The sequence below is a fragment of the Shimwellia blattae DSM 4481 = NBRC 105725 genome, assembly GCF_000262305.1.
GTDB lineage: Bacteria > Pseudomonadota > Gammaproteobacteria > Enterobacterales > Enterobacteriaceae > Shimwellia > Shimwellia blattae.
Genome location: NC_017910.1, coordinates 2,195,380 through 2,218,949, shown reverse-complemented (window position 1 = coordinate 2,218,949; position 23,570 = coordinate 2,195,380). Strand labels below are relative to the sequence as shown.

24 protein-coding genes are annotated in these 23,570 nt (G+C 60.7%); 21 read left to right on the top strand and 3 right to left on the bottom strand.

Annotation, left to right across the window (positions count from 1 at the left end; translation table 11 throughout):
• Nucleotides 1–168 precede the first annotated feature (168 nt).
• The 15 genes from napF to EBL_RS10300 are packed head-to-tail and all read left to right on the top strand — an operon-like array spanning nucleotide 169 to nucleotide 12,299.
• The gene (napF, locus tag EBL_RS10370; protein ID WP_002443524.1) at nucleotides 169–660 is read left to right on the top strand and encodes a ferredoxin-type protein NapF; all 492 of its coding nucleotides are present in this window, start codon (nucleotides 169–171) and stop codon (nucleotides 658–660) included.
• Nucleotides 650–913: a chaperone NapD gene (gene napD, locus EBL_RS10365; protein ID WP_002443526.1), complete on the top strand. Its 264-nt coding sequence runs from the start codon at nucleotides 650–652 to the stop codon at nucleotides 911–913. Before napF ends, napD begins: the two co-directional genes overlap by 11 nt.
• Nucleotides 910–3,396 (top strand): nitrate reductase catalytic subunit NapA, encoded by a 2,487-nt coding sequence (gene napA, locus EBL_RS10360; protein WP_002443528.1) that lies wholly within the window; start codon nucleotides 910–912, stop codon nucleotides 3,394–3,396. Before napD ends, napA begins: the two co-directional genes overlap by 4 nt.
• A 4-nt stretch (nucleotides 3,397–3,400) precedes the next feature.
• Entirely contained in the window at nucleotides 3,401–4,096 is a 696-nt protein-coding gene (gene napG, locus EBL_RS10355; protein ID WP_002443530.1) for a ferredoxin-type protein NapG, read from the top strand.
• The gene (gene napH, locus EBL_RS10350) at nucleotides 4,083–4,946 is read left to right on the top strand and encodes a quinol dehydrogenase ferredoxin subunit NapH (protein ID WP_002443531.1); all 864 of its coding nucleotides are present in this window, start codon (nucleotides 4,083–4,085) and stop codon (nucleotides 4,944–4,946) included. The genes napG and napH overlap by 14 nt, the downstream gene beginning before the upstream one ends.
• Nucleotides 4,943–5,392, top strand: coding sequence for a nitrate reductase cytochrome c-type subunit (napB, locus tag EBL_RS10345; RefSeq protein ID WP_002443533.1), 450 nt, complete (start codon nucleotides 4,943–4,945; stop codon nucleotides 5,390–5,392). The genes napH and napB overlap by 4 nt, the downstream gene beginning before the upstream one ends.
• A gap of 9 nt (nucleotides 5,393–5,401) precedes the next feature.
• Nucleotides 5,402–6,004, top strand: coding sequence for a cytochrome c-type protein NapC (napC, locus tag EBL_RS10340; RefSeq protein WP_002443535.1), 603 nt, complete (start codon nucleotides 5,402–5,404; stop codon nucleotides 6,002–6,004).
• A 4-nt stretch (nucleotides 6,005–6,008) separates the two neighbouring features.
• Complete coding sequence (gene ccmA, locus EBL_RS10335; RefSeq protein WP_002443537.1) at nucleotides 6,009–6,650, top strand: cytochrome c biogenesis heme-transporting ATPase CcmA; 642 nt, start codon at nucleotides 6,009–6,011, stop codon at nucleotides 6,648–6,650.
• Complete coding sequence (gene ccmB, locus EBL_RS10330) at nucleotides 6,647–7,306, top strand: heme exporter protein CcmB (protein WP_002443540.1); 660 nt, start codon at nucleotides 6,647–6,649, stop codon at nucleotides 7,304–7,306. Before ccmA ends, ccmB begins: the two co-directional genes overlap by 4 nt.
• Nucleotides 7,307–7,342: 36 nt before the next feature.
• Nucleotides 7,343–8,080 (top strand): heme ABC transporter permease, encoded by a 738-nt coding sequence (locus EBL_RS10325; RefSeq protein ID WP_002443542.1) that lies wholly within the window; start codon nucleotides 7,343–7,345, stop codon nucleotides 8,078–8,080.
• The gene (gene ccmD / locus EBL_RS10320; protein WP_002443544.1) at nucleotides 8,077–8,289 is read left to right on the top strand and encodes a heme exporter protein CcmD; all 213 of its coding nucleotides are present in this window, start codon (nucleotides 8,077–8,079) and stop codon (nucleotides 8,287–8,289) included. The genes EBL_RS10325 and ccmD overlap by 4 nt, the downstream gene beginning before the upstream one ends.
• The gene (gene ccmE / locus EBL_RS10315) at nucleotides 8,286–8,765 is read left to right on the top strand and encodes a cytochrome c maturation protein CcmE (protein ID WP_002443546.1); all 480 of its coding nucleotides are present in this window, start codon (nucleotides 8,286–8,288) and stop codon (nucleotides 8,763–8,765) included. The genes ccmD and ccmE overlap by 4 nt, the downstream gene beginning before the upstream one ends.
• Complete coding sequence (locus EBL_RS10310) at nucleotides 8,762–10,678, top strand: heme lyase CcmF/NrfE family subunit (RefSeq protein ID WP_002443548.1); 1,917 nt, start codon at nucleotides 8,762–8,764, stop codon at nucleotides 10,676–10,678. Before ccmE ends, EBL_RS10310 begins: the two co-directional genes overlap by 4 nt.
• Nucleotides 10,678–11,235 carry a DsbE family thiol:disulfide interchange protein gene (locus tag EBL_RS10305; protein ID WP_002443550.1) on the top strand — a complete coding sequence of 186 codons (558 nt, stop codon included), beginning with the start codon at nucleotides 10,678–10,680 and terminating at the stop codon, nucleotides 11,233–11,235. The genes EBL_RS10310 and EBL_RS10305 overlap by 1 nt, the downstream gene beginning before the upstream one ends.
• A complete protein-coding gene (locus tag EBL_RS10300) occupies nucleotides 11,232–12,299 on the top strand; it encodes a cytochrome c-type biogenesis protein CcmH (protein WP_002443552.1) in 1,068 nt (355 codons plus the stop codon). The genes EBL_RS10305 and EBL_RS10300 overlap by 4 nt, the downstream gene beginning before the upstream one ends.
• Before the next feature lie 23 nt (nucleotides 12,300–12,322).
• On the opposite strand, the gene EBL_RS10295 is transcribed toward EBL_RS10300, so the two are convergent.
• Nucleotides 12,323–12,964, bottom strand: coding sequence for a response regulator (locus EBL_RS10295; RefSeq protein WP_002443554.1), 642 nt, complete (start codon nucleotides 12,962–12,964; stop codon nucleotides 12,323–12,325).
• A 323-nt stretch (nucleotides 12,965–13,287) separates the two neighbouring features.
• Nucleotides 13,288–14,220 (bottom strand): LysR family transcriptional regulator, encoded by a 933-nt coding sequence (locus tag EBL_RS10290; protein ID WP_002443557.1) that lies wholly within the window; start codon nucleotides 14,218–14,220, stop codon nucleotides 13,288–13,290.
• A gap of 105 nt (nucleotides 14,221–14,325) precedes the next feature.
• On the opposite strand from EBL_RS10290, the gene EBL_RS10285 reads away from it, so the two are divergent.
• From EBL_RS10285 to EBL_RS10270, 4 genes are all read left to right on the top strand, one after another.
• Nucleotides 14,326–14,931, top strand: coding sequence for an FMN-dependent NADH-azoreductase (locus EBL_RS10285; RefSeq protein ID WP_002443559.1), 606 nt, complete (start codon nucleotides 14,326–14,328; stop codon nucleotides 14,929–14,931).
• A gap of 175 nt (nucleotides 14,932–15,106) precedes the next feature.
• Nucleotides 15,107–16,726, top strand: a complete 1,620-nt coding sequence (locus EBL_RS10280; protein WP_002443560.1) for a mechanosensitive ion channel family protein — start codon at nucleotides 15,107–15,109, stop codon at nucleotides 16,724–16,726.
• Nucleotides 16,727–16,756: 30 nt separating this feature from the next.
• Nucleotides 16,757–17,881 carry a GGDEF domain-containing protein gene (locus EBL_RS10275; protein WP_002443563.1) on the top strand — a complete coding sequence of 375 codons (1,125 nt, stop codon included), beginning with the start codon at nucleotides 16,757–16,759 and terminating at the stop codon, nucleotides 17,879–17,881.
• 282 nt (nucleotides 17,882–18,163) lie between these two features.
• Entirely contained in the window at nucleotides 18,164–19,606 is a 1,443-nt protein-coding gene (locus EBL_RS10270; protein ID WP_232001850.1) for a sensor domain-containing diguanylate cyclase, read from the top strand.
• A 5-nt stretch (nucleotides 19,607–19,611) separates the two neighbouring features.
• Here EBL_RS10270 and prpR read toward each other — a convergent pair whose 3' ends face one another.
• Entirely contained in the window at nucleotides 19,612–21,213 is a 1,602-nt protein-coding gene (prpR, locus tag EBL_RS10265; protein WP_002443567.1) for a propionate catabolism operon regulatory protein PrpR, read from the bottom strand.
• 209 nt (nucleotides 21,214–21,422) lie between these two features.
• On the opposite strand from prpR, the gene prpB reads away from it, so the two are divergent.
• Complete coding sequence (prpB, locus tag EBL_RS10260) at nucleotides 21,423–22,313, top strand: methylisocitrate lyase (protein WP_002443569.1); 891 nt, start codon at nucleotides 21,423–21,425, stop codon at nucleotides 22,311–22,313.
• Between the two features lie 60 nt (nucleotides 22,314–22,373).
• The gene (gene prpC, locus EBL_RS10255) at nucleotides 22,374–23,540 is read left to right on the top strand and encodes a bifunctional 2-methylcitrate synthase/citrate synthase (RefSeq protein WP_002443572.1); all 1,167 of its coding nucleotides are present in this window, start codon (nucleotides 22,374–22,376) and stop codon (nucleotides 23,538–23,540) included.
• Nucleotides 23,541–23,570 lie beyond the last annotated feature (30 nt).

Genomic DNA, 23,570 nt, shown 5'->3' with positions numbered 1-23,570 from the left:
TCATCCTGAATAACCACTCTTTTGATCCGGTCACGGTATTTAACCCTATTGGGGTATGCGCCGCTTACGCCGGGTGAAATATCTTAACAGCCATATAAAACGCTACGGATTATCCGTTTATTTGGCCGTTTCGCGCCTGGATGCGCGCTGTTTATGGAAGACAATGTCATGGTTGATAGAACGCGTCGCGGTTTGCTGACCGGCCGCAGCCACAGCGCCATGGCCGGGATCCGCCCACCCTGGAGCGGCCATGAGGCCCATTTTCTGGCCCACTGTCACCGCTGCGATCTCTGCATTAACGCCTGCGAGAATCAGCTTCTGCGCCGTGGCCCCGGCGGCTATCCGGTGGTGGATTTCTCCCGCGGGGAGTGCAGCTTCTGCTATGCCTGCGCGGCCGCCTGCCCCCGGTCACTCTTTCTGCCCCGCGAGGCGCACCCCTGGCGCCTGGCGGTCTCCCCGGGCAGCCAGTGCCTGACCCGTAACGCCGTGATGTGCCGTAGCTGTGAAGATAACTGCCCTTACGGGGCCATCACCTTCCGGGCGCAGCTCTCCGGTATCAGCCAGCCACAACTTGATAATCATGCCTGCCCGGGGTGCGGCGCCTGCGTTGCCAGCTGCCCGGTATCGGCAATAACCGTGGAGTACGCCTGTGACCACTAACTGGCAGGTTTGCAGCCTGATCGTTCAGGCCAGATCCGGTGATTTCGCGGCTATCTGCGCACAGTTGCGCCAGATAGCCGGTTGCGAAGTGGCGCTGACCGATGCGGCCAGCGGGCAGATTATCCTCGTGATCGAGGCAAAACAGCACCTGCTACTGGTGCAACACATTGAGTCGGTACGCAATGTCGCTGGCGTGCTGGCGGTATCGCTGGTTTATCACCAGCAGGATCAGCAAGGTGAGGAAACACCATGAAACTCAGTCGTCGTAGCTTTATGAAAGCTAATGCCGTCGCGGCCGCTGCGGCGGCTGCCGGGCTCAGCGTACCGGGCGTCGCCCGGGCGGTGGTGGGCCAGCAGGAAGCCATTACCTGGGACAAAGCGCCGTGCCGTTTTTGCGGCACGGGCTGCGGCGTGCTGGTGGGCACCCAACAGGGGAAAATCGTCGCCTGCCAGGGGGATCCGGATGCACCGGTCAACCGGGGGCTGAACTGCATTAAAGGCTATTTCCTGCCGAAAATTATCTACGGCAAAGACCGTCTGACCCAGCCGCTGTTGCGCATGAAAGGCGGTGAGTACCACAAAGACGGCGAGTTCACTCCCGTGAGCTGGGAACAGGCGTTCGACGTCATGGAGGCGAAGTTCAAAACCGCCCTGCGCGAAAAAGGCCCCGAGGCGGTAGGCATGTTCGGCTCCGGCCAGTGGACCATCTGGGAAGGGTATGCCGCCGCGAAGCTGTTTAAAGCCGGTTTTCGCAGCAATAACATTGACCCGAACGCCCGCCACTGCATGGCCTCTGCCGTGGTGGGCTTTATGCGCACCTTCGGTATGGATGAACCCATGGGCTGCTACGACGACATCGAACAGGCGGATGCCTTCGTGTTGTGGGGTGCCAATATGGCCGAAATGCACCCGATCCTCTGGTCGCGTATTACTAACCGCCGCCTGTCAGACCCTCAGGTGAATGTGGCGGTATTGTCCACCTTCCAGCACCGCAGCTTTGAACTGGCGGATAACGGCATGGTGTTCACCCCCCAGAGCGATCTGGTTATCCTCAACTACATTGCCAACTACATTATTCAGAATAACGCGGTCAATCAGGACTTTTTCACCCGGCATGTGAACCTGCGCAAAGGGGCCACCGATATCGGCTACGGCCTGCGGCCCAGCCACCCGCTGGAAAAAGCAGCGAAAAACCCGGGGTCCGATGCTTCAGAGCCGATGACGTTTGATGAGTACAAAGCCTTTGTGGCGGAGTATACCCTCGAAAAAACCGTGGCGATGAGCGGTGTCCCGGCGGATCAGCTGGAGCAGCTGGCGAAGCTGTATGCAGATCCGACGAAAAAAGTGATCTCCTACTGGACCATGGGGTTTAACCAGCATACCCGTGGGGTATGGGCCAATAACCTGGTCTACAACCTGCATCTGCTGACCGGCAAAATCTCCCGCCCCGGGTGCGGGCCGTTTTCACTGACCGGGCAGCCCTCCGCCTGCGGCACCGCCCGGGAAGTGGGCACCTTCGCCCACCGCTTACCGGCAGACATGGTGGTCACCAGTGAGAAGCACCGCCAGATCTGTGAGCAGCACTGGCAACTCCCGGCGGGCACGATCCCGGCGAAAGTGGGGCTGCACGCGGTGGCCCAGGACCGGGCCCTGAAAGACGGCAAACTGAACGTTTACTGGGTGATGTGCAACAACAACATGCAGGCGGGCCCCAATATCAATGAGGATCGGCTGCCGGGCTGGCGCGATCCGCGCAATTTTATCATTGTGTCTGATCCGTACCCCACGGTCAGCGCCCTGGCCGCAGATCTGATCCTGCCGACCGCCATGTGGGTTGAAAAAGAGGGCGCCTATGGCAATGCCGAGCGGCGCACCCAGTTCTGGCGCCAGCAGGTCACCGCCCCCGGTGAGGCCAAATCGGATCTCTGGCAACTGGTGCAGTTTGCCCGGCGTTTTCGCACGGACGAGGTCTGGCCGGAATCTTTACTGGCGCAGAAGCCGGAATTACGCGGTAAAACCCTGTACGACGTGCTGTTTGCCACGCCGCAGGTAGCCCGCTACCCCCTGAGCGAGCTGGCGGAGAACCAATTGAATGATGAATCCCGCGAGCTGGGTTTCTACCTGCAAAAAGGGCTGTTTGAAGAGTACGCCTGGTTTGGCCGCGGCCACGGCCACGATCTGGCACCTTTCGACGCCTACCACCAGGCCCGGGGTCTGCGCTGGCCGGTGGTCGACGGCAAAGAGACCCAGTGGCGCTACAGCGAAGGGCACGATCCCTATGTGAAAGCGGGAGAGGGCTATAAGTTTTACGGTAAACCGGACGGTAAAGCGGTTATCTTCGCGCTGCCGTTTGAGCCCGCCGCAGAAGTGCCGGATAAAGAGTTCGATCTGTGGCTGTCCACCGGGCGCGTGCTGGAGCACTGGCACACAGGCAGTATGACCCGCCGGGTGCCGGAGCTGCACCGGGCCTTCCCGGAGGCGGTGCTGTTTATCCACCCGCTGGATGCCAAAGCGCGTGACCTGCGGCGCGGCGACAAGGTTAAGGTGATCTCCCGCCGGGGGGAGGTGGTATCGGTCGTTGAGACCCGTGGCCGTAACCGGCCTCCCCGGGGGCTGGTCTATATGCCGTTCTTTGATGCGGCCCAGCTGGTGAACAACCTGACCCTCGACGCGACAGATCCCCTCTCCAAAGAGACGGATTTTAAAAAGTGCGCCGTGCGGCTGATGAAGGCCTGACACCGTGTCCCGGCTGGAGAATAACCGCAATCACCGGCGCCGCTTCCTGCGCGATCTGGCCCGGGCCGCCGGTGGGCTGGCGACAGTGGCGGTGGTGCTGGGGCTACAGCAGCAGACCACCCGGGCCGCCGGGGTACGCCTGCGCCCGCCGGGCGCGCTGGACGAAAGCCATTTTGCCAGCGCCTGTATCCGCTGTGGCCAGTGTGTGCAGGCCTGTCCCTACGACACGCTGCGGCTGGCGACCCTGGCCTCCGGGCTGGCGGCCGGTACTCCGCACTTTGTGGCCCGGGATATTCCCTGTGAAATGTGCGAGGACATCCCCTGTGCCCGGGTATGCCCCAGCGGGGCGCTCGACCAGGATCTGGCCTCCATCGACGATGCGCGCATGGGGCTTGCGGTACTGCTTGACCAGGAAAACTGCCTGAATTTTCAGGGGTTGCGCTGCGATGTCTGCTACCGGGAGTGCCCGCGCATTGATGAGGCCATCACCCTCGAACTGGCGCACAACCGCCGCACCGGGAAGCACGCGCGCTTTCTGCCCACCGTACACAGCAACGCCTGCACCGGCTGCGGTAAATGCGAAAAAGTCTGTGTGCTGGAGCAGCCCGCCATCCGGGTTCTGCCCCTGGATCTGGCGCGGGGAGAGCTGGGCCACCACTACCGCTTTGGCTGGCAGGAGGCGGGCGATGGCAAACCGTAAACATGAGGCCGGTCACGCGGCGCGGGCCCGCAAAGGGTGGTGGCGCAGCCACCGCTGGCTGGTACTGCGGCGGCTGTGTCAGCTACTGGTACTGGGGATGTTCCTCAGCGGCCCCTGGCTGGGGGTCTGGATCCTGCACGGCAACTACAGCGCCAGCCTGCTGCTGGATACGGTTCCCCTGGCCGATCCGCTGATGGTGCTGCAAAGCCTGGCTAGCGGGCACCTGCCGGGGTGGGAGGCGCTTACCGGCGCGGCGACCATTCTGGTGCTGTATGGGCTGGCGGGAACGCGGCTGTTTTGCAGCTGGGTGTGCCCGTTAAACCCGGTCACGGACTGCGCCAGCTGGCTGCGGCGCCGGTTTGGCTTTACCCCGTCCGCAACGCTGCCGCGCTATCTGCGCTATCTGATCCTCATCATGGTGCTGGGCGGCAGTGCGCTGACCGGCACGTTGATCTGGGAGTGGGTGAACCCGGTGTCGCTACTCGGGCGCAGCCTGATCATGGGATTTGGCAGCGGCTCGCTGCTGATCCTCGCCCTGTTTTTGTTTGACTTACTGGTTGTTGAGCACGGCTGGTGCGGGCATCTGTGCCCGCTGGGGGCCCTGTACGGGCTGGCGGGCCAGAAAGGGGGGCTGGTGGTCAGCGCCACAGGGCGCGCGCGCTGCGACCGCTGTATGGACTGTTTTTATGTTTGCCCGGAGCCCCATGTGCTACGGGAGCCGGTACTGGATCATACCCGCCCGGCGCAGATCACCGGTCGCGACTGCATGACCTGCGGGCGCTGTGTGGATGTCTGTGCCGAAGAGGTATTCACAATAACAACACGATGGAATTCGGGAGCGAAATCATGAAAAGCCACGACCTGAAACAAACGGTGTGCCGGTGGTTAGCCGCCCTGGCCCTGGTCGCCAGCGGTGCGGTCTGGGCCGTAAACGGCGTGGATCTCAGCCAGTCCCCGGAAGTTGCGGGCACCCGGGAGGGGGGGATCAAAATCCCCAAAGAGCAGGAGCGGATGCCGCTCAACTACGTAAACCAGCCGCCGCTGGTGCCGCACAGTGTGGAAGGGTATCAGGTGACCACAAAAACCAACCGCTGCCTTCAGTGCCACGGTGTTGCCAGTTACCGCACCACGGGAGCACCGCGCATCAGCCCCACCCACTTTACCGACAGTGACGGGCACGTACTGGCCGATGTGGCACCGCGCCGCTATTTCTGCCTGCAGTGCCACGTGCCGCAGAGCGAAACGCCCCCGATTGTGGAAAACACCTTCTCTCCGCTGCAAGGCTACGGGAAATAAGAGGTCATTATGGAACATGGAAACCCGAAACCCGGTGTGATTCGCCGCCTGTGGCACTGGTGGCGGCGCCCGAGCCGTCTGGCCCTTGGCACCCTGCTGCTGACCGGTTTTGTCGGCGGGATTATTTTCTGGGGCGGTTTTAACACCGGCATGGAAAAAGCCAACACCGAGGCGTTTTGCATCAGCTGTCATGAGATGCGCAACACCGTATACGAGGAGTACCTGGAATCGGTGCACTACAGCAACCGCAGCGGCGTGCGCGCCACCTGCCCGGACTGCCACGTTCCCCACGAGTGGGGGCCGAAAATGTTACGTAAAATCAAAGCCAGCAAAGAGCTGTACGGCAAAATTGTCGGGGTTATCGATACGCCGCAAAAATTTGAGGCTCACCGGCTGACCATGGCGCAAAACGAGTGGCGGCGCATGAAAGATAACGACTCTCAGGAGTGCCGTAACTGCCATAACTTTGAGTATATGGATCTGACCGCCCAGAAGAGCGTGGCGGCGAAACTGCACGATCAGGCGATTAAAGACGGCCAGACCTGTATTGACTGCCATAAAGGGATTGCTCACCAGCTTCCGGATATGCGCGGCGTAGAGAACGGTTTTTAACCTGATGCAGACGGGCGACACGCAAAGGCTACAGGCCAGATCCCTGAGCTGCACCCGGGATGGCCGGGCGCTGTTTGACGATCTCTCCTTTACTATCGGTGCCGGGGAGTGGGTGCAGATCAGCGGCGCCAACGGCGCCGGTAAAACCACCCTGTTGCGGATGCTGACCGGGCTGGCGGTGCCGGAAAGTGGCCAGGTCTGCTACGGCGGATCCCCCCTGAGCCAGGTGCGCGGGGCGTTTTATCCGCAGCTATTGTGGATAGGCCACCAGCCGGGGGTCAACGCCCGGCTGAGCGCGCTGGAAAACCTGGCCTTTTACCACCCGGATGCCACGGCGGCACAATATCTGGAAGCCCTGGCCTGCTGCGGGCTGGCGGGGTATGAGGATCTGCCTGTTGCCCGGCTGTCTGCCGGGCAACAGCGGCGTGTGGCGCTGTCCCGCCTGTGGCTGACCCGGGCGACCATCTGGATCCTCGATGAGCCCTTTACCGCCCTTGATGCCAGCGGCGTGGCGCACCTGACCCGGCACATGGCGGCGCATACCCGACAGGGGGGCATGGTCATTCTGACCACCCACCAGCCGCTGATGGCGGGGGCGTGGAATATCCGGCGTATTGCGCTGCCGTATGGGGAGGGGCGGGCATGATGGTGCAGGTCTTCCGCCACGGGCTACGCACGGCGCTGCGCGGCAGTGCCGATATTGCCAATCCGCTGTGGTTCTTTCTGATTGTGATAGCTCTGTTTCCGCTGGCTATTGGCCCGGAGCCGCAACTGCTGGCGCGGATCTCCCCGGGGGTTATCTGGGTGGCGGCGTTGCTGGCCGCGTTGTTGTCCATGGATCGCCTGTTTCGTGATGATTTTAACGACGGCACCCTGGAGCAGCTGATGCTGCTGGCGCTGCCCCTGCCTGCGGTGGTGCTGGCCCGGGTGGCGGCACACTGGGTGGTCAGCGGGCTACCGCTGCTGCTCCTCTCCCCGCTGGCGGCGTTGTTGCTGGGAATGGATTTTGCCGGCTGGCAAATCATGGCCCTGACGCTGCTGCTGGGCACGCCGACCCTCAGTATGCTGGGGGCGCCGGTGGCGGCGTTGACCGTCGGCCTGCGCCGGGGGGGCGTACTGCTCAGCGTGCTGGTGCTGCCGCTGACGGTGCCGCTGCTTATCTTCGCCACCGCCGCAATGGACGCCGCGGCCCAGCATCTGCCGGTAGACGGCTATCTGGCTATCCTCGGCGCGCTGCTGGCCGGTAGCGCCACCCTGAGCCCGTTTGTAACGGCGGCTGCTTTACGCATCAGTGTGCAGTAGCCGGTAACTGGTTTTATTTTGTGCAATGGTGATTGTATGTGGAAAAAACTTCATCAACTGGCGATCCCCGCCCGGTTGTATCAGGTTTGCGGGGCGCTGCTCCCGTGGCTGATGGTTGCCAGTGCGCTGGTGCTGGCAACGGGGCTTATCCGGGGGTTTGGCTTTGCCCCGGCGGACTACCAGCAGGGGCAAAGCTACCGGATTATTTACCTGCACGTGCCTGCCGCCATGTGGTCGATGGGGATTTACGCCGCCATGGCGCTGGCCGCATTTACCGGCCTGGTCTGGCAGCTGAAAATGGCCAACCTGGCAGTGGCGGCTATGGCGCCGGTCGGGGCGGTGCTGACCTTTATCGCGCTGATCACCGGCTCTGCCTGGGGTAAGCCCATGTGGGGCACCTGGTGGGTGTGGGACGCGCGCCTGACCTCTGAACTGGTATTGCTGTTTTTGTATATCGGCGCCATTGCCCTGTGGCACGCCTTTGATGACCGGCGTCTGGCCGGGCGCGCGGCGGGCATTCTGGTGCTGATTGGGGGGGTGAACCTGCCGGTGATCCACTACTCGGTGGAGTGGTGGAATACCCTGCACCAGGGCTCTACCCGAATGCAGCAAAGTATTGATCCGGCAATGCGCTCGCCGCTGCGCTGGGCAATTTGTGGTTTTTTACTGTTATCCGTCACGCTGACACTGATGCGCCTGCGTAACCTGATCCTGCTGGTGGACAAACACCGCCCCTGGGTCAGTGAGCTGGCCGCCCGGAGAGGTTACTCATGAGCCGTGCGTTTGCAAGCTGGCAGGACTTTTTTGCCATGGGCGGTTACGCCTTTTATGTCTGGCTGGCAGTGCTGATGACGCTGCTGCCGCTGGCGATACTGGTGCTGCATACGGTGCGCCAGCACCGGAGCATTTTACGCGCGGTAGCGCAGCAACAGGCCCGGCAGGCGCGCCGCCTGGCGGCCAGAACCCGGCAGGAGGCACCGTGAACCCACGCCGTAAATATCGCTTATGGATTGCCCTGACCGTGCTCGGTGGCCTGGTGGTGACCGTGGCGCTGATACTGTACGCGCTGCGGGCCAATATCGATCTGTTCTACACCCCGGGGGAGATCCTGTATGGCAAAAACGAAACGCAGCACATGCCGGAGCCCGGCCAGCGCCTGCGGGTGGGGGGAATGGTGCTGCCCGGCAGCGTGGCGCGCGATGCCAAAACGCTCAGGGTCTCGTTCAGCATTTACGACGCGCAAGGGGTGGTGGATGTCACCTATGAGGGGATCCTGCCGGATCTGTTCCGTGAGGGGCAGGGGGTTGTGGTGCAGGGAGAGCTGACCCCCGGCAACCGGATCCTGGCCCGGGAAGTGCTGGCAAAGCATGATGAAAACTACACCCCGCCGGAAGTGGCCCGGGCGATGAACGAAAACCACCGCCGCCTGCCGGGTAATGGTGAGGACACGCGCTCATGATGCCGGAGATCGGAACCGGGCTGTTGTGCCTGGCGCTGGGGGTGGCAGTATTGCTGGCGCTCTACCCGTTGTGGGGTGTGGCGCGGGGCGATACGCGCATGATGAGCTCTGCGCGGCTGTTTGCCTGGCTCCTGCTGCTGTGTATGGCGGGGGCATTTCTGATCCTGACCCACGCGTTTGTCATCAATGATTTTACCGTGCGCTATGTGGCGGGGAATTCCAGCACCCAGTTACCGGTCTGGTATCGGGTGGCGGCCGTCTGGGGTGGCCACGAAGGCTCGCTACTGCTGTGGGTTCTGCTGATGAGCGGCTGGACCTTTGCCGTGGCGTTATTCAGCCAGCAATTGCCCCTGGTGATGGTGGCCCGGGTGCTGGCGGTTATGGGCATGGTGTGCGTGGGTTTTTTACTGTTTATCCTGTTTACCTCAAACCCCTTTGCCCGCACCTTTCCGGACTACCCGCTGGAAGGGCGGGATCTTAACCCGCTGTTGCAGGATCCGGGGCTTATTTTTCATCCGCCCCTGCTGTATATGGGCTATGTGGGGTTTTCGGTGGCCTTCGCCTTTGCCATTGCCGCACTGCTCAGCGGCCGGATGGACACCACCTTCGCCCGCTTTGCCCGCCCCTGGACTCTGGCGGCGTGGATCTTTTTAACCCTCGGCATTGTGCTGGGATCGGCCTGGGCCTATTACGAGCTGGGCTGGGGCGGCTGGTGGTTCTGGGATCCGGTGGAAAACGCCTCCCTGATGCCCTGGCTTGCCGGTACTGCGCTGGTGCACTCGCTGGCGGTGACCGGCCAGCGCGGCAGTTTTAAAGCCTGGAGCCTGCTGCTGGCGATTTGCGCCTTTTCCCTGTGCCTGCTGGGCACTTTCCTGGTGCGCTCCGGGGTGCTGGTCTCGGTGCATGCGTTTGCCTCCGATCCGGCGCGCGGGATGTATATCCTCGCCTTTATGGTGCTGGTTATCGGCGGCTCGCTATTGCTGTTTGCGCTGCGTGGCGGGCGGATACGTTCACCGGTCAGCAACGGGCTATGGTCCCGGGAGTCGCTGCTGCTGGCCAACAATGTGCTGCTCATGACCGCCATGCTGGTGGTGCTGCTGGGCACGCTGCTGCCGCTGGTACATAAACAGCTTGGGCTGGGCAGCATTTCGATTGGCGAGCCGTTCTTCAACACCCTCTTTACCTGGCTGATGGTGCCGTTTGCGCTGGTGCTGGGTATCGGCCCGCTGGTGCGCTGGGGCCGGGACCGGCCCGGGAAAATTCGCCGCGAGCTGCTGGTAGCGCTGGTGGTGACGCTGCCACTGGCGCTGCTGTTGCCCTGGCTGTTTGAGGCGCGAATCGAAGCGCTCACTGCCCTGGGGCTGGCTATGGCGGGCTGGGTTATGGTCCTGCTGGTGGCGGATGTGGCGCGGCGCGTGAAAGCCGGTAACCGGCCCGGAGCCCGCTACTGGGGCATGGTGGCCGGGCACCTTGGCCTGGCGGTGCTGGTGGTGGGCATTGCCTTTAGCCAGAACTACAGCATTGAGCGGGATGTGCGCATGGCAATGGGTGACAGTGTCACCATTCACCGGTACCGTTTTACTTTCCGTGAGCTGCGCGAGGTGGCCGGGCCGAACTACCGGGCGGGGATCGGGGTGATTGATGTCACCCGGGAGGGGCGCCACCAGGCCACACTGTATGCGGAAAAACGCGCCTATCACAGCACCAGCGCCGTGATGACCGAAGCGGCGATTGATGGCGGTCTCACCCGGGATCTGTATGCGGCGCTGGGGGAGGATCTGGGCGACGGCGCCTGGGCGGTGCGGCTGTACTATAAGCCGTTTGTGCGCTGGATCTGGGCCGGTGGGCTGCTGATGGCGGTGGGTGGGCTGTGCAGCCTGCTGCAGCGTAAACGACGGGTGAGGGAGGCATAATGAAGCGCCATATGCTGATGATTCCGCTGGCGGTGTTCCTGGTGATTGCCGCGCTGCTGCTCTGGCAGCTGGCGCGTAATGCCGGGGGGGATGATCCGACGCGTCTGGAATCGGCCCTGATTGGGCAACCGGTGCCCGCGTTCCGGCTGGAGTCGCTCGATACGCCGGGGAAATATTACCAGTCCACTCTGCTGGCCGGGGGAAAGCCGGTGCTGCTGAACGTCTGGGCGACCTGGTGCCCGACCTGCCGGGCAGAGCATGAGTACCTTAACCAGCTGGCGGCCCGGGGTGTGCGGGTGATTGGGCTGAATTACAAAGACGATGGTCACAAAGCCCGGGAGTGGCTCACCACGCTGGGCAACCCCTATGTGCTGAGCCTGTCTGACGCCAGCGGTATGCTGGGGCTGGATCTCGGGGTGTACGGCGCGCCGGAAACCTTCCTGATTGACGGCAACGGTATTATCCGTTACCGCCATGCGGGCGATCTGAATGCCCGGGTGTGGGAGACCACACTCCGGCCCCTGTGGGAAAAATACAGCACCGGAGACGGGCAATGAGAATACTGCTGATAGCCACCCTCTGGGTGCTGACCACCCTGGCCGCCGGTGCACAGGTGATGACGTTTAACGATCCGGCCCAGGAGCAGGCGTTTCGCCAGCTCACCACCCAGCTGCGTTGCCCGAAGTGCCAGAATAACAGTATTGCCGATTCGAACGCGATGATCGCCGTCGATCTGCGGCAAAAGGTCTATGAACTGCTGCAGGAGGGGAAAAGCAAACAGCAGATCACAGACTATATGGTGGCCCGCTATGGCCATTTCGTGACCTACGATCCGCCGCTGACCCCGTTAACCCTGTGGCTGTGGGTGCTGCCGGTGCTGACGGTCACCGGCGGCGGCTGGTTTATTGTGGCCCGTACCCGCCGCTCTGGTGGCGAGAGGGCAACAGGCGCAGCGGTGGCGGTTGCCGCGCCCGGGCCTGAGCCCGCCCCGCCGGGCACCCGGGGGAGCCGCTGGCTGTTTGTGCCGGGGATCGCCGTGGCGCTGGTGGTCACGCTGGTGAGCTATATGCTGACCGGCGGGCACGGCCCGGTGCGGGAGTGGCAGCAGGCCACCGCGCAGGCGCCAGCCCTGCTGGAGCGGGCGCTGGATCCCCGGGCGCAGCCGCTTAATGAGCCCGACCTGCGCCGCCTGGCCCTGGGGTTACGCACCCGCTTACAGCAGGATCAGACCAATACTGAGGCCTGGGTTATGCTGGGGCGTGTTGGCATGGCGCTGGGCAATGCCAGCATGGCGACCGGTGCCTATGGCCGGGCCTATGGGCTGGCACCCGCAGATCGCGAGGTGCTGCTGGGGTACAGTGAGGCGCTGATCCGCTCGTCTGATCCTGATGATAACCGGCACGGTGCTGCGCTGCTGCGCCAGGCAGTGGCGCAGGGCACCACCAGTATCCGCCTGCTCAGCGCGTATGCGTTTTCGGCATTTGAACAGCAGCGTTTTGACGAGGCCATCAGCGCATGGCGCACCATGCTGACGTTGCTACCGGCAGGGGATACCCGGCGGGGGGTGATTGAGCGCAGTATTGACCAGGCGAGGAGCCAGTTGCCTGGCGGTGAAAAGTAATGCAGAGCCCGCCACATGCGGGCTCAGGCGGGGTGAGCGGCCCGGATAAACAACACCGAGGCGGCAACCCGGGAGCGGACATTCAGCTTGCGCAGCAGGTTACGGATATGCACTTTCACGGTCTGCTCGGAGATATTCAGCTCCCCGGCTATCTGTTTGTTGGTCATGCCCCGGGCGATTTCATGCAGCACGTCCAGCTCGCGCTCGGTCAGGGTGCGTAGCGGATCCCGGGTTGGATCATGGCGCCCGTGCAGGTGCGCGTGGAGCCCGTCGCTGAATACCGGCACGCCGCTGGCCCCCTGGCGGATCGCCTCCAGCAGGATTTCCGGCTCGGTATCTTTGAGTAAATAGCCACTGGCCCCGGCCTCTGTCATGGCACAGACACTGCTGGCGGCGTCGCAAACGGTCAGCACAATGATGCGTGCGTTGCATCCGTTCTGGCGCAGGGCGGTCAGGGTTTCCAGGCCGGACATCGTTTTCATGCTCAGATCCAGCAGTATTACGTCCACCTGATACCGGGCGGCAAGAGCAACGGCGTTATTGCCGTCACCGGTTTCAGCGACAACATGAAATGCGCTGTCACACTCCAGTAACTGACGAATAGCCCGGCGCATAAGCGGGTGGTCATCCACAATAAGCACCTTAAAGGGTGTCGTGTCCGACATAATATTCTCCATGATGTTTATTTATAGTATTTTTAAGCGGCGGCACTCCGGCATCGCGCGCGATAGGGCACCCAGATATTACGCGATTCGCGTTTAGTAAAGTAGCGAAAATATACTACTCCTTTGTGGGTATATATTGTTGCCGGAATGTTGTTTGTGATAAATAAAATAACAATGTGATATTGGTCAACATCGCTTATTTTTTATATGGCGGGGTGTTTTATATTAGCGGATACATTATTGAGTTAACCGCTTACGGGTATTTCTGCGTATTTTCCCGTGATCCTGTCGGCACCGGAGGGGGAGGATCCTCCGGCGTTTATTTATTGTTTACTATTATTCAGCAGTCCGCCATCCGCCATTTGCTCCGGCAGCCGGGCTACCAGTGCATCAAGGGTTACGCGGATTTTTTGCGGCAACCACGGGGCCTGGGGCCAGACGGCGCTGATGGTAAAACGCTCACTGGCACTTTCCGGAAGAATAACCTGCAACTGCCCCAGGGCTATTTCCCGGGCCACTAACCAGTCCGGGAGCCAGGCTATTCCCAGGTCATCATTCACCGCCTGAGAAATAGCAGAGAAATCATCCGCCGACATCACGGTTGCGGGCCGGAAATCCACGCGGATACCCTGCTCGTTTTTAAGCCGCCAGTGCTGGAGAGTACCGTTATGTAAATATCCGATAGCCGGATGCTCACCGAGTTCATCTATTGTCTGTGGTGCGGGGTGGGTGCGTAAATATGCCGCTGACGCGCAGAGCACCATATTATGGTGGCCTAATGGCCGGGCTTTCAGCGAGCCCGAATCCGCCAGCTCACCAATGCGAATGGCCAGATCAAATCCCTCTTCAAACAGATTAACCTGACGATCGCTAAAAGAGAGCTCCAGTCTGAGCTGGGGGTAGCGCCGGGCAAGGGTAAATAAGATCGGGGCCACGCAATTGCGGCCAAAGAGGACCGGTAAACTGATGCGCAAACGCCCCTGCACATGCTCTTTACCGCGGTTAATTTCATCTTCCGCATCGCGGATGCAGTCCAGCGCCTGGCGGGACTGCTGATAAAAAATCTCGCCTTCTTCTGTCAGGATCAGCCTGCGGGTGGTGCGCTGGAATAACGCCGCCCCGAGCCGCTCCTCAAGGCGGGCAATGGTTTTACTGACGGCGGATCGCGTGAGGTGCAAACGCGCGGCGGCCCTGGCAAAGTTGCCGCACTCGACAACGGCGGTGAAAACCGGAATACCACTTAACTCTGTGCGCATTAACTGGTTCCTTCTGGTCAACAATAGGCGGAAATCATGTCACTTATTGATTCCTGTGGGTAGTGATAATCTACAAACAAGCAAACTTACCCTGAGGTTATCACCATGAGCAATGTGCTGATTCTGAAATCAAGTATTAATGGCCAGGCATCGCTGAGTAATCAGCTGATCGACGAATACATACGGATGCGTGAGCAGGCCGGCCATCGCGACACCATTACCGAGCACGATCTGACGCGCACAGAACTGCCAAAACTCGACCAGGCGCTGTTTGCCGCCCTGCGCGGGGCAGAGGATCCGCGCCCCGGGATCCGCCAGGGGGTGGCGCTGTCAGACACACTTATTGACGAGCTGAAACGCAGTGATCTGCTGGTGATTGGCGCGCCGATGTACAATCTCAACGTGCCGACGGATCTGAAAAAATGGTTTGATCTGGTGGCCCGGGCACGGGAAACCTTCCGCTACACGGAAACCTACCCGCAGGGGCTGGTTGACGGGGTCCGGGCGGTGGTGATAAGCCCGCGCGGCGGGATACATGAAGGCCAGCCCACCGATGCGGTAACACCGTATTTGCGCGCGGTTCTCGGGTTAATGGGGATCAATGATGTGGATTTTATCTATGCCGAAGGCATGGACATCAGACCCCTGGGGCGCGAAACCGGTATTGCCCGTGCCCGGCAGCATATGGCGCAGGCGGCGCAACTGGCCTGATATCCCCCTTTACTGTGGCGGCCGCCCTGGCCGCCCGTTCCCGCTTTTGTTCCCCCGCTTCGCTGTTTCCCCTGCGCGGGCCCCTCATTTACGCTGCGCTGGTCTATTCTCTGTCTGAGCGCTGCGCATCACCGTAATGCGCCATCACCGCTATTCGCAACGACAGGGGATCATCATGAAGGTTGTGCGTGGGTTTATTCTGGCTCTTTTTTTACTGAATATGGCACAGGCCACGGCCGCAGAGCCCCGCCAGCAGCCCACCCCCGGGGAGCAGGCCAACACCGTTTATATCTTCCACCAGCCGGTGGTGATGCTGCAGGCGAAATTTGGCCTCACCACCCCCCGGGAGCGGGTGCTACGGGTGCGAAATATCCTGCGTAGCCTCAGTGAGGAGGATCTGCGCCACCCGCTGATAGCGACCCCGGTGATGCGCTACCACCAGCAGGGGCGCCAGATCTCCATCAACGGTAAACCGGTCATGCTGCTGACCCAGGCAGATCTTGATGAAGGGGACGACCTCACGCTCGACCAGGCCACCGGGCGGGTAATGGCCCGTATGGAGGCCCAGCGCGTTGCGCTACGCGACCAGTATAATCACCGTTATCTGCTCTTCGCGGCCCTTAAGGCGGTGGCCGGGGCGCTCGTTTTGCTGGCGCTTATTTTTGCCGCCTGGCGCTCCTGGCAGTGGGTGCAGCGTTATTACCAGCAGGCCGCAGCCGCCAGACGGGGGCTTATTCCCGGTCACTGGCGCCGCTTGCTGGGCAATATTGAAGCGCGGCTTTACGGCATCGTGATGCTGCTGTGTGCGGTGATGGTCTGCTACCTGTGGCTGGGGTGGGTGCTGGGCTTATTCCCCTGGACCCGGGTGTGGGGGGAATCACTCGGAGAGTGGACCATGCGGGTGGTGCGGGGGATCTCCCTGTCTGTGGTGGCGGCCTTACCGGGGCTGTGTATTGTGCTGCTTATTTTCCTGATAACCTCCGTCATCATTAAGCTGGTTAAGGTGTTACTCAACCAGATTGAGTCCGGGCGGATGTCTGTTCCCGGGATCCACCCGGATACGGTCGGCGCCACCCGCAAACTTATCGCCGTGGTTATCTGGCTGTTTGCGCTGTCGGCGGCATATCCTTTTCTGCCCGGGGCGAATTCGCTGGCGTTTAAAGGGGTGAGCGTCTTTTTTGGTCTGATGTTAACGCTGGGCTCCGCAGGGGTCATGAACCACGCCATGAGCGGGCTGGTGCTTATCTACTCCCGGGCGTTACGCAAAGGGGATATTATCCGGATTGCCGACAACGAAGGGCAGGTGAGCGAAATCGGGATGCTGGCGACCAAAATCACCACCCGTGAAAACTATGTTGTCACCGTGCCGAATGCGGTGGTGGTGAGCGGTAAAATCACCAATCTCAGCGCCCGCCAGCCGGGGGGCGGGGTGAATTTAACCGTGAGTGTCACTATCGGTTATGACACCCCCTGGCGGCAGGTTCACGCCATGCTGGAGCTGGCGGCACACCGCTCAGCCGGTATTGCCCCGGAGCCCGCCCCCCTGGTACGCCAGCTCAGTCTGATGGACTGGTACATCGCCTATGAGCTCCAGGTGCGGTTGCTTCCCGGTGTCTCCCTGGCGGACGCCCGTAACGGGCTATACAGCAATATCCAGGATGTGTTTAACGAGTTTGGTGTGCAAATTATGTCGCCCAATTTTGTTATGCAGCCGGAAGGGGCTATTGTGGTGAAGAAAGAGCACTGGTACGCCGCCCCGGCCACACCCCCGGAGCGCCAGAATGCGTCCGCTTAACGGTTTTACTGGCTTATAAGAGGTTCAGGGATGAAATACCGCGTGGGGAATCGCCGTGGGGATGTCATATGGCGCGACCGTCATGATATGGTCAGGCACGCCCTGGCACTGAGCATGCCCTGGTTTACCTTTGTGAACCTGAGCTTTGCGCTGATGGTCTACGGGCGCAACCTTATTTTTCCCCATTTCGATGCGGCGATTCATATTCAGCAGCAGGTATTACCGCTGATAGATGGCGTGATGTGCGCCATTATGGTGGCGAGTGTTGCGCTGAGTATTGTCTGTTACCGTTTCCAGGCGCTGAGCCTCTCACTCAGTATGGTGCTCCTGCTGGCGATTGGCCTGATGTGGAGCTACAGCTGTTATTATTTTATCGTCTGGTGGCATTTGCCCTCTGGCTGGCCGCTGATGGTGATCCTGATGCTGAGCGCCCTGGCCGCGCTCTATTACCACCCGCGCGCGCTGCTGCTTTTTTTATTCCCCCTGTGGGTGGCGGCTCTGGTCTTTGGCACCTGGCTTAACCCGGGGGCCCGTGGCCACTTTCTGCTGATGTGGATACTGCTGACGGCAACGCTCGCCGGGGGCTGGTATATCCTGCAGCGCTGGTTTAGCGAGGCCTGGTATCGTTATCAGGAAAATCGCCTGCTGATCGCGCGGCTTGATCTTCTCGCCCACCAGGATGCACTCACCGGGACCGCCAACCGCCGGGCAATGGAGAGCTACCTTAACCAGGCACTCACCCGCCAGCAGCCCTTTGCGCTGGTGATGCTCGATGTGGATCATTTTAAACAGTATAACGATCACTACGGCCACCAGGCCGGGGATGGGTGCCTGGCGGCCGTTGCCCGGGTGCTGGCCTCATCAGTTCGCGCCCCGGCAGATCTGGTGGCCCGCTATGGCGGCGAGGAGTTTGTGGTTATCCTGCCGGAGGCGTCCCTTGCTGAGGCCGGGCAGGTGGCCGACCGGATACAGGCCAGTCTGCAGGCGGCGGCGTTGCCCCATGTGGCGTCACAGGTGAGTGATCAGGTGACGGTCAGCATGGGAATTGCGGTTTCAGAGGGGTGCCATACTGTAGCGCAGGTAATCTCCCGGGCGGATAGGGCACTCTACCGGGCGAAGCAACAGGGGCGTAATCAGTGGCAAACAGAGGGATAAATTAATATAGGGTGTTCGCCCGCTGTTATAATGACGAAATTATTGATTAGTTTTATTAACGGATATTTTCTTTATTTGCCGGAAGTAGCATAAATTTATTATAATGCATTATTCTTCGGAATATTGTCGTTTACCTGTTAATGGATGACGGGGGGAAATTCCATGCAATGGACTGTATTCAGAAAAGTAAGTCTCAGAACCCTGATCCTTATTTTCGCATTATTTGTCACAATTATTACTTTGCTGAACTGTTTTTATTCGGCGCGCCAGGTTCAGGAAAGTGTGCTGATAACCAATGCGTTATCAAAAAATAAAGCCTATGCGGAGCGTATTGCCTCCACCATTGAGCTCTATTTTCGCGTGAGTATGGAGCAACTGGCCTACAGCGCGAATTTTGTTGAGCATAAAATTAATAACTCTGAGGCGCTGTTACAGGAGCTGGAACGCCTGCAGCAGCAGGATTCCGGGTTCGACGGGGCGATGTTTGTGAATGCCTCCGGAACGGTAGTAGCCACCTATCCGCAAAACCTCAGCCAGAATGGCACCCGGCTGAACCCGGCCATTGCAGAGCCGGCCCTGGAAACAGAAACACAGACTATCAGCCACGCCCTGGTGCCGGAGTCCGGCGGGCGAATTGTTTACCTGACCTACCCGGTATACAGCAGTAGTAATGTTTATCTTGGGTTTGTCAGCGGCCTGATTCATTTAAATAAGCAGAATGTCCTCGGTTCGCTTATCTCAAACCATTTCCAGAATGACAGGAGCTATGTCTACCTGGTGGATCAGGATGACATGCTGTTTTATCACCCGGATCCCACCCGCAGCGGCACGAAAGAGCCCAATAATAAAGTGGTACAGGCCGCAGAGTCTGGTGGCTCCGGTTCGATGGAGGTGGTGAACTCCCGGGGGGTCATGATGCTTGCCGGGTATTCCAGTGTGCCTTCGTCCGCGTGGGGCGTGATAGCCCAGGAGCCAAAAGCCAGCACCCTGGCGCCGCTGGACACCTTAATGAACAAGATGATCCTCGGCACTTTGCCGCTCAGCATTCCGGGGCTGTGCATTCTGCTGTGGTTGTCGGGGATGATCTCCGCCCCGTTACGCCGCCTGGCTGACGGGGCCGCCACCCTGGATGCGGAAGGGGCCGCCAGTACCGTGATGAAGGTGAATGCCTGGTATGAGGAGGCTATCCACATTAAAGGCGGGCTGCTTAAGGGCATTGATCTGATCAACCAGAAAATGAAGGGGCTGAGTGACCAGGCGAACCGGGACCACCTCACCGGGCTGTTAAACCGCCGGGCAACGGATATTCTGCTGGAGGGGCTGGAAAAAGACGGCCGCTCGTTCGCGATAATCTCTGTTGATATTGACCACTTCAAACGGGTGAATGATACCTTCGGCCATGATGTGGGCGACTATGTGCTGCAATGCCTGGCCCGGATCATGGCCGATAGCTGCCGCGATACGGACTACGCCTGCCGCGTGGGTGGCGAAGAGTTTTACCTGATCCTGCCGGACACCCCCGTCCAGGCCACCATTGATATTTCTGAGCGCATCCGTGGCGTGGTTGAGCAGACCACCATTGAGGGGGTGGGTAATATCACCATCTCCTGTGGCGTGACCGGCTGGCCCGGGGAAGATCGCTCAGTGAAGGCGGCACTCAAAAAAGCCGATGAGCTGATGTATCAGGCCAAAAGAAACGGCCGCAACCGGACCGAATGGGAATAAACCCGTCAGCGGCTCCCACCGGGCGGCTGCTTTAAGCGCCGCCACAGGGTGGTGCGGCTGATCCCCAGCGCCCGGGCGGCGGCCTGATGGTCACCGCCGTGCAGCGCCAGCACATCATGAGCGGCGAGGGGCGAGGGCGGCGGTTCGGGGCTTTCTGGCGGGTAGAGCTCCGGCACCAGGGCGCGCAGGTCGGTATCGTCACTGACCATATCGCTGGCGAGCAGCAGGGCCAGGCGCTCGGCAATGTTGCGCAGCTCGCGAATATTTCCCGGCCAGTGGTAGTGCAGCAGCGGGGGCATACAGCGGGTAATACGCCCGGCCAGGGCGGCGTTGAGCGGTATATTCATCGCTGCCAGGGCGCGGGTGATATAACCCCGGGCCAGCAGGCTGATATCATCCCCGCGCTCGCGCAGTGCCGGGATCCGCAGGCGCAGCGCGCTGAGACGGTAAAACAGATCGGCCCGGAATGCCCCCCGGGCGATGGCCTGGTCCAGATCACAATGGGTAGCGCTGATGACCCGGAAATCCACCGCCACCGGCTGCTGACCCCCCACCCGGGTGACCCGTTTTTCCTCCAGTACCCGCAGTAGCCGGGTTTGCAGATGCAGGGGCATTTCGCCTATCTCATCAAGAAACAGCGTACCGCCGTGGGCCGTTTCCAGCAGCCCGCAGCGGCCACCGCGCCGCGAGCCGGTAAACGCCCCCTCCTCATAACCGAACAGCTCCGCCTCCAGCAGGGATTCAGCGATCGCGCCGCAGTTAATTGCCACAAATGGCGGGTGCCCCTCGCCGCCACGGCGGGCAAAATACTCCTGGTGTAACGCCTGGGCCGCCAGCTCTTTGCCGGTGCCGGTCTCTCCCTCAATCAGCACCGCCGCCGGGGAGCGGGCATACAGCATAATGGTGCGCCGCAGTTGCTCCACTGGTGGGGTATGGCCCTGGAGATCCTCCAGCCCGTAGCGGGGCTTCAGCGTGCCGCCCCGGGGAATATCCCGGGGCGGGTGGGGAGCGGCCCGGCGGGTAAGCTCCAGAGCGTTACTGAAGGCTTCACGCACCGTATCTGCCGAGTAAAGAAAAATGGCCGCCATACCGGCTTCCTCGGCAAGCTGGGTGATCAGCCCGGCGCCGACCACCACCCGGATTCCGGCGGCTTTCAGCTGGTTTATCTGGGTGCGGGCATCCTCTTCGGTTACATAGCTGAGCTGCTCAATGGGTAACCGGAACGACTGCTGAAACGCCTGCAGGGCCGGGAGCGGGGTTTTATAGGTGACCACGGCGATACGCGTGGCAACCCGCCGCGCTTTTGCCAGCGCCAGCAACACATCGGCACCCCCCGGGTGGATAAGGATCACCGGCACCGCAAGGCGGCTTTTCAGGTAACTGCCGTTAGAGCCGGCGGCGATAATCGCATCGCAGTGTTCGCTGGTGAGCTTTTTGCGGATGTACTGCACCGCTTTTTCAAACCCCAGCTGGATGGGGGTAATGGTCGCGAGATTGTCGAACTCCAGGCTGATATCCCGGAACAGATCAAACAACCGGGTGACCGAAACGGTCCAGATAACGGGTCTGGTGGGGGAGGATACCGCAGGCGCGTTGTGGTCAGACATAGCAATACCAGGCAGGAAAACTGTCCATATGTTGTAGTTGTGTTTCATTGTTGTTTCAAGGAAGCGAAATGAAACCCGGCCTGAAACGTTAGCTGAAGCGCTTTTACCCCACCAGGCCCGCCGCACCGGGCTTGCGGCCTGTTGCGCGGTTCTGGCACGCGGTTTGCTATCTGAAGATATCCCCCTTACAGATAACAATGAGGCAAACCATGAGCCACACCTCTCCCGGGCAGGCGTTTCGCCAGGCGCTGGACAGGGAATCCCCCCTGCAGATAGCCGGTACTATCAATGCTAACCATGCACTCCTGGCCCAGCGGGCGGGTTTTCAGGCTATTTACCTTTCTGGCGGCGGCGTGGCGGCCGGGTCGCTGGGGCTGCCCGATCTGGGTATCTCAACCCTGGATGATGTGCTGACCGACATTCGGCGTATTACCGATGTCTGCCCGCTGCCGCTGCTGGTGGATGTGGACAGCGGGTTTGGCAGCAGCGCATTTAATGTGGCGCGCACGGTGAAATCGGTTATCAAAGCCGGGGCCGGGGCGCTGCATATTGAGGATCAGGTGGGGGCAAAACGCTGCGGCCACCGGCCCAATAAAGCCATTGTGCCGACCGGGGAGATGGTCGATCGCATCAAAGCCGCAGTGGATGCCCGCACAGATGCGGATTTTGTGATAATGGCCCGCACCGACGCCCTGGCCGTGGAAGGGCTGGACGCGGCGATCGACCGGGCCCGGGCCTATATTGAGGCCGGGGCCGATATGCTGTTTCCTGAAGCGGTCACTGAATTATCCATGTACCGTCAGTTTGCCGATGCGGTGCAGGTGCCTATCCTTGCCAATATCACCGAATTTGGCGCCACACCGCTGTTCACCACGGATGAGCTGCGTACTGCCCGGGTGGCAATGGCGCTGTATCCGCTGTCGGCATTTCGCGCCATGAACCGGGCCGCCGAACAGGTGTTCAGCACCCTGCGCCAGGAAGGGACCCAGAAAAGCGTCGTCCCGATGATGCAGACCCGCAACGAACTCTACGAAAGCATTAATTACTACCAGTTCGAAGAAAAACTGGACGCGCTATTTGCCTCCGGCAGGCACCGCTAGCCCGGCGACCGGCAGGCACCCGTTGTTACCCTACACCCTGAACAGAATCACGAGGCCAGTATGAGCGAAACGACCATTTTGCAGCACACGCGTACCGGTAAGCCGAAAAAATCCGTTGCCCTGTCCGGCGTCCCCGCCGGGAACACCGCCCTGTGTTCCGTGGGCCGCAGCGGCAATGATCTGCATTACCGTGGCTATGATATTCACGATCTTGCCCGCCACTGTGAATTTGAAGAGGTGGCGTACCTGCTGATCCACGGCAAATTACCCAACCGCGATGAGCTGCACAGCTATAAAGTGCGCCTCAGAGCGTTGCGTGGACTGCCAGCCAATGTGCGCACGGTGCTGGAGTCTCTGCCTGCGGCCTCCCACCCTATGGACGTGATGCGCACCGGGGTGTCGGCCCTGGGCTGCACCCTGCCGGAAAAAGAGGGCCATACGGTATCCGGTGCCAGAGATATCGCCGACAAGCTGCTCGCGTCGCTGGGGTCTGTGCTGCTTTACTGGTATCACTACAGCCACAATGGCGAACGTATCCAGCCGGAGACGGACGATGACACCATCGGCGGCCACTTTCTGCACCTGCTGCACGGCGAGCCGCCGACAGAGAGCCAGATTAAGGCAATGCACGCCTCGCTGATCCTCTACGCGGAGCATGAGTTTAATGCCTCCACCTTTACCGGGCGGGTGATTGCCGGGACCGGCTCCGATATCTACTCGGCGATTATCGGGGCGATTGGCGCCCTGCGCGGGCCAAAACACGGCGGGGCGAACGAAGTATCGCTGGAGATCCAGCAGCGCTATGAAACCCCCGATGAAGCCGAGCAGGATATCCGCCGCCGGATCGAAAACAAAGAAGTGGTCATCGGGTTTGGTCACCCGGTGTACACCATTGCCGATCCCCGCCACCAGGTTATCAAGGCCATTGCCCTGCAACTCTCCAGAGAGGCGGGCTCCATGAAGATGTACGCCATTGCCGATCGCCTGGAATCCGTAATGCGGGAGACCAAAAACATGTTTCCCAACCTCGACTGGTTCTCTGCGGTCTCCTACAACATGCTGGGCGTTCCCACCGCCATGTTTACCCCGCTGTTTGTGATGGCCCGGGTCAGCGGCTGGTCGGCACACATTATTGAACAGCGGCTGGATAACAAAATTATCCGCCCGTCTGCCTGCTATACCGGCCCGGATGCGCGCGCCTTTGTGGCGCTGGATCAGCGCCAGTAACGCCGTGACTTACCTGTGAAAATAACCCTG

Excerpts from the sequence above, each read along its gene's own strand:
- EBL_RS10285 (WP_002443559.1), top strand. The coding sequence starts at position 14,326 with ATGAGCAATGTGCTGATTCTGAAATCAAGTATTAATGGCCAGGCATCG.
- EBL_RS10310 (WP_002443548.1), top strand. The coding sequence starts at position 8,762 with ATGATGCCGGAGATCGGAACCGGGCTGTTGTGCCTGGCGCTGGGGGTG.
- napH (WP_002443531.1), top strand. The coding sequence starts at position 4,083 with ATGGCAAACCGTAAACATGAGGCCGGTCACGCGGCGCGGGCCCGCAAA.
- EBL_RS10305 (WP_002443550.1), top strand. The coding sequence starts at position 10,678 with ATGAAGCGCCATATGCTGATGATTCCGCTGGCGGTGTTCCTGGTGATT.
- napB (WP_002443533.1), top strand. The coding sequence starts at position 4,943 with ATGAAAAGCCACGACCTGAAACAAACGGTGTGCCGGTGGTTAGCCGCC.
- ccmB (WP_002443540.1), top strand. The coding sequence starts at position 6,647 with ATGATGGTGCAGGTCTTCCGCCACGGGCTACGCACGGCGCTGCGCGGC.
- EBL_RS10325 (WP_002443542.1), top strand. The coding sequence starts at position 7,343 with ATGTGGAAAAAACTTCATCAACTGGCGATCCCCGCCCGGTTGTATCAG.
- ccmD (WP_002443544.1), top strand. The coding sequence starts at position 8,077 with ATGAGCCGTGCGTTTGCAAGCTGGCAGGACTTTTTTGCCATGGGCGGT.
- EBL_RS10290 (WP_002443557.1), bottom strand. The coding sequence starts at position 14,220 with ATGCGCACAGAGTTAAGTGGTATTCCGGTTTTCACCGCCGTTGTCGAG.
- napF (WP_002443524.1), top strand. The coding sequence starts at position 169 with ATGGTTGATAGAACGCGTCGCGGTTTGCTGACCGGCCGCAGCCACAGC.
- prpC (WP_002443572.1), top strand. The coding sequence starts at position 22,374 with ATGAGCGAAACGACCATTTTGCAGCACACGCGTACCGGTAAGCCGAAA.
- EBL_RS10275 (WP_002443563.1), top strand. The coding sequence starts at position 16,757 with ATGAAATACCGCGTGGGGAATCGCCGTGGGGATGTCATATGGCGCGAC.
- EBL_RS10295 (WP_002443554.1), bottom strand. The coding sequence starts at position 12,964 with ATGTCGGACACGACACCCTTTAAGGTGCTTATTGTGGATGACCACCCG.
- ccmA (WP_002443537.1), top strand. The coding sequence starts at position 6,009 with ATGCAGACGGGCGACACGCAAAGGCTACAGGCCAGATCCCTGAGCTGC.
- EBL_RS10280 (WP_002443560.1), top strand. The coding sequence starts at position 15,107 with ATGAAGGTTGTGCGTGGGTTTATTCTGGCTCTTTTTTTACTGAATATG.
- napA (WP_002443528.1), top strand. The coding sequence starts at position 910 with ATGAAACTCAGTCGTCGTAGCTTTATGAAAGCTAATGCCGTCGCGGCC.
- prpR (WP_002443567.1), bottom strand. The coding sequence starts at position 21,213 with ATGTCTGACCACAACGCGCCTGCGGTATCCTCCCCCACCAGACCCGTT.
- prpB (WP_002443569.1), top strand. The coding sequence starts at position 21,423 with ATGAGCCACACCTCTCCCGGGCAGGCGTTTCGCCAGGCGCTGGACAGG.
- EBL_RS10300 (WP_002443552.1), top strand. The coding sequence starts at position 11,232 with ATGAGAATACTGCTGATAGCCACCCTCTGGGTGCTGACCACCCTGGCC.
- napC (WP_002443535.1), top strand. The coding sequence starts at position 5,402 with ATGGAACATGGAAACCCGAAACCCGGTGTGATTCGCCGCCTGTGGCAC.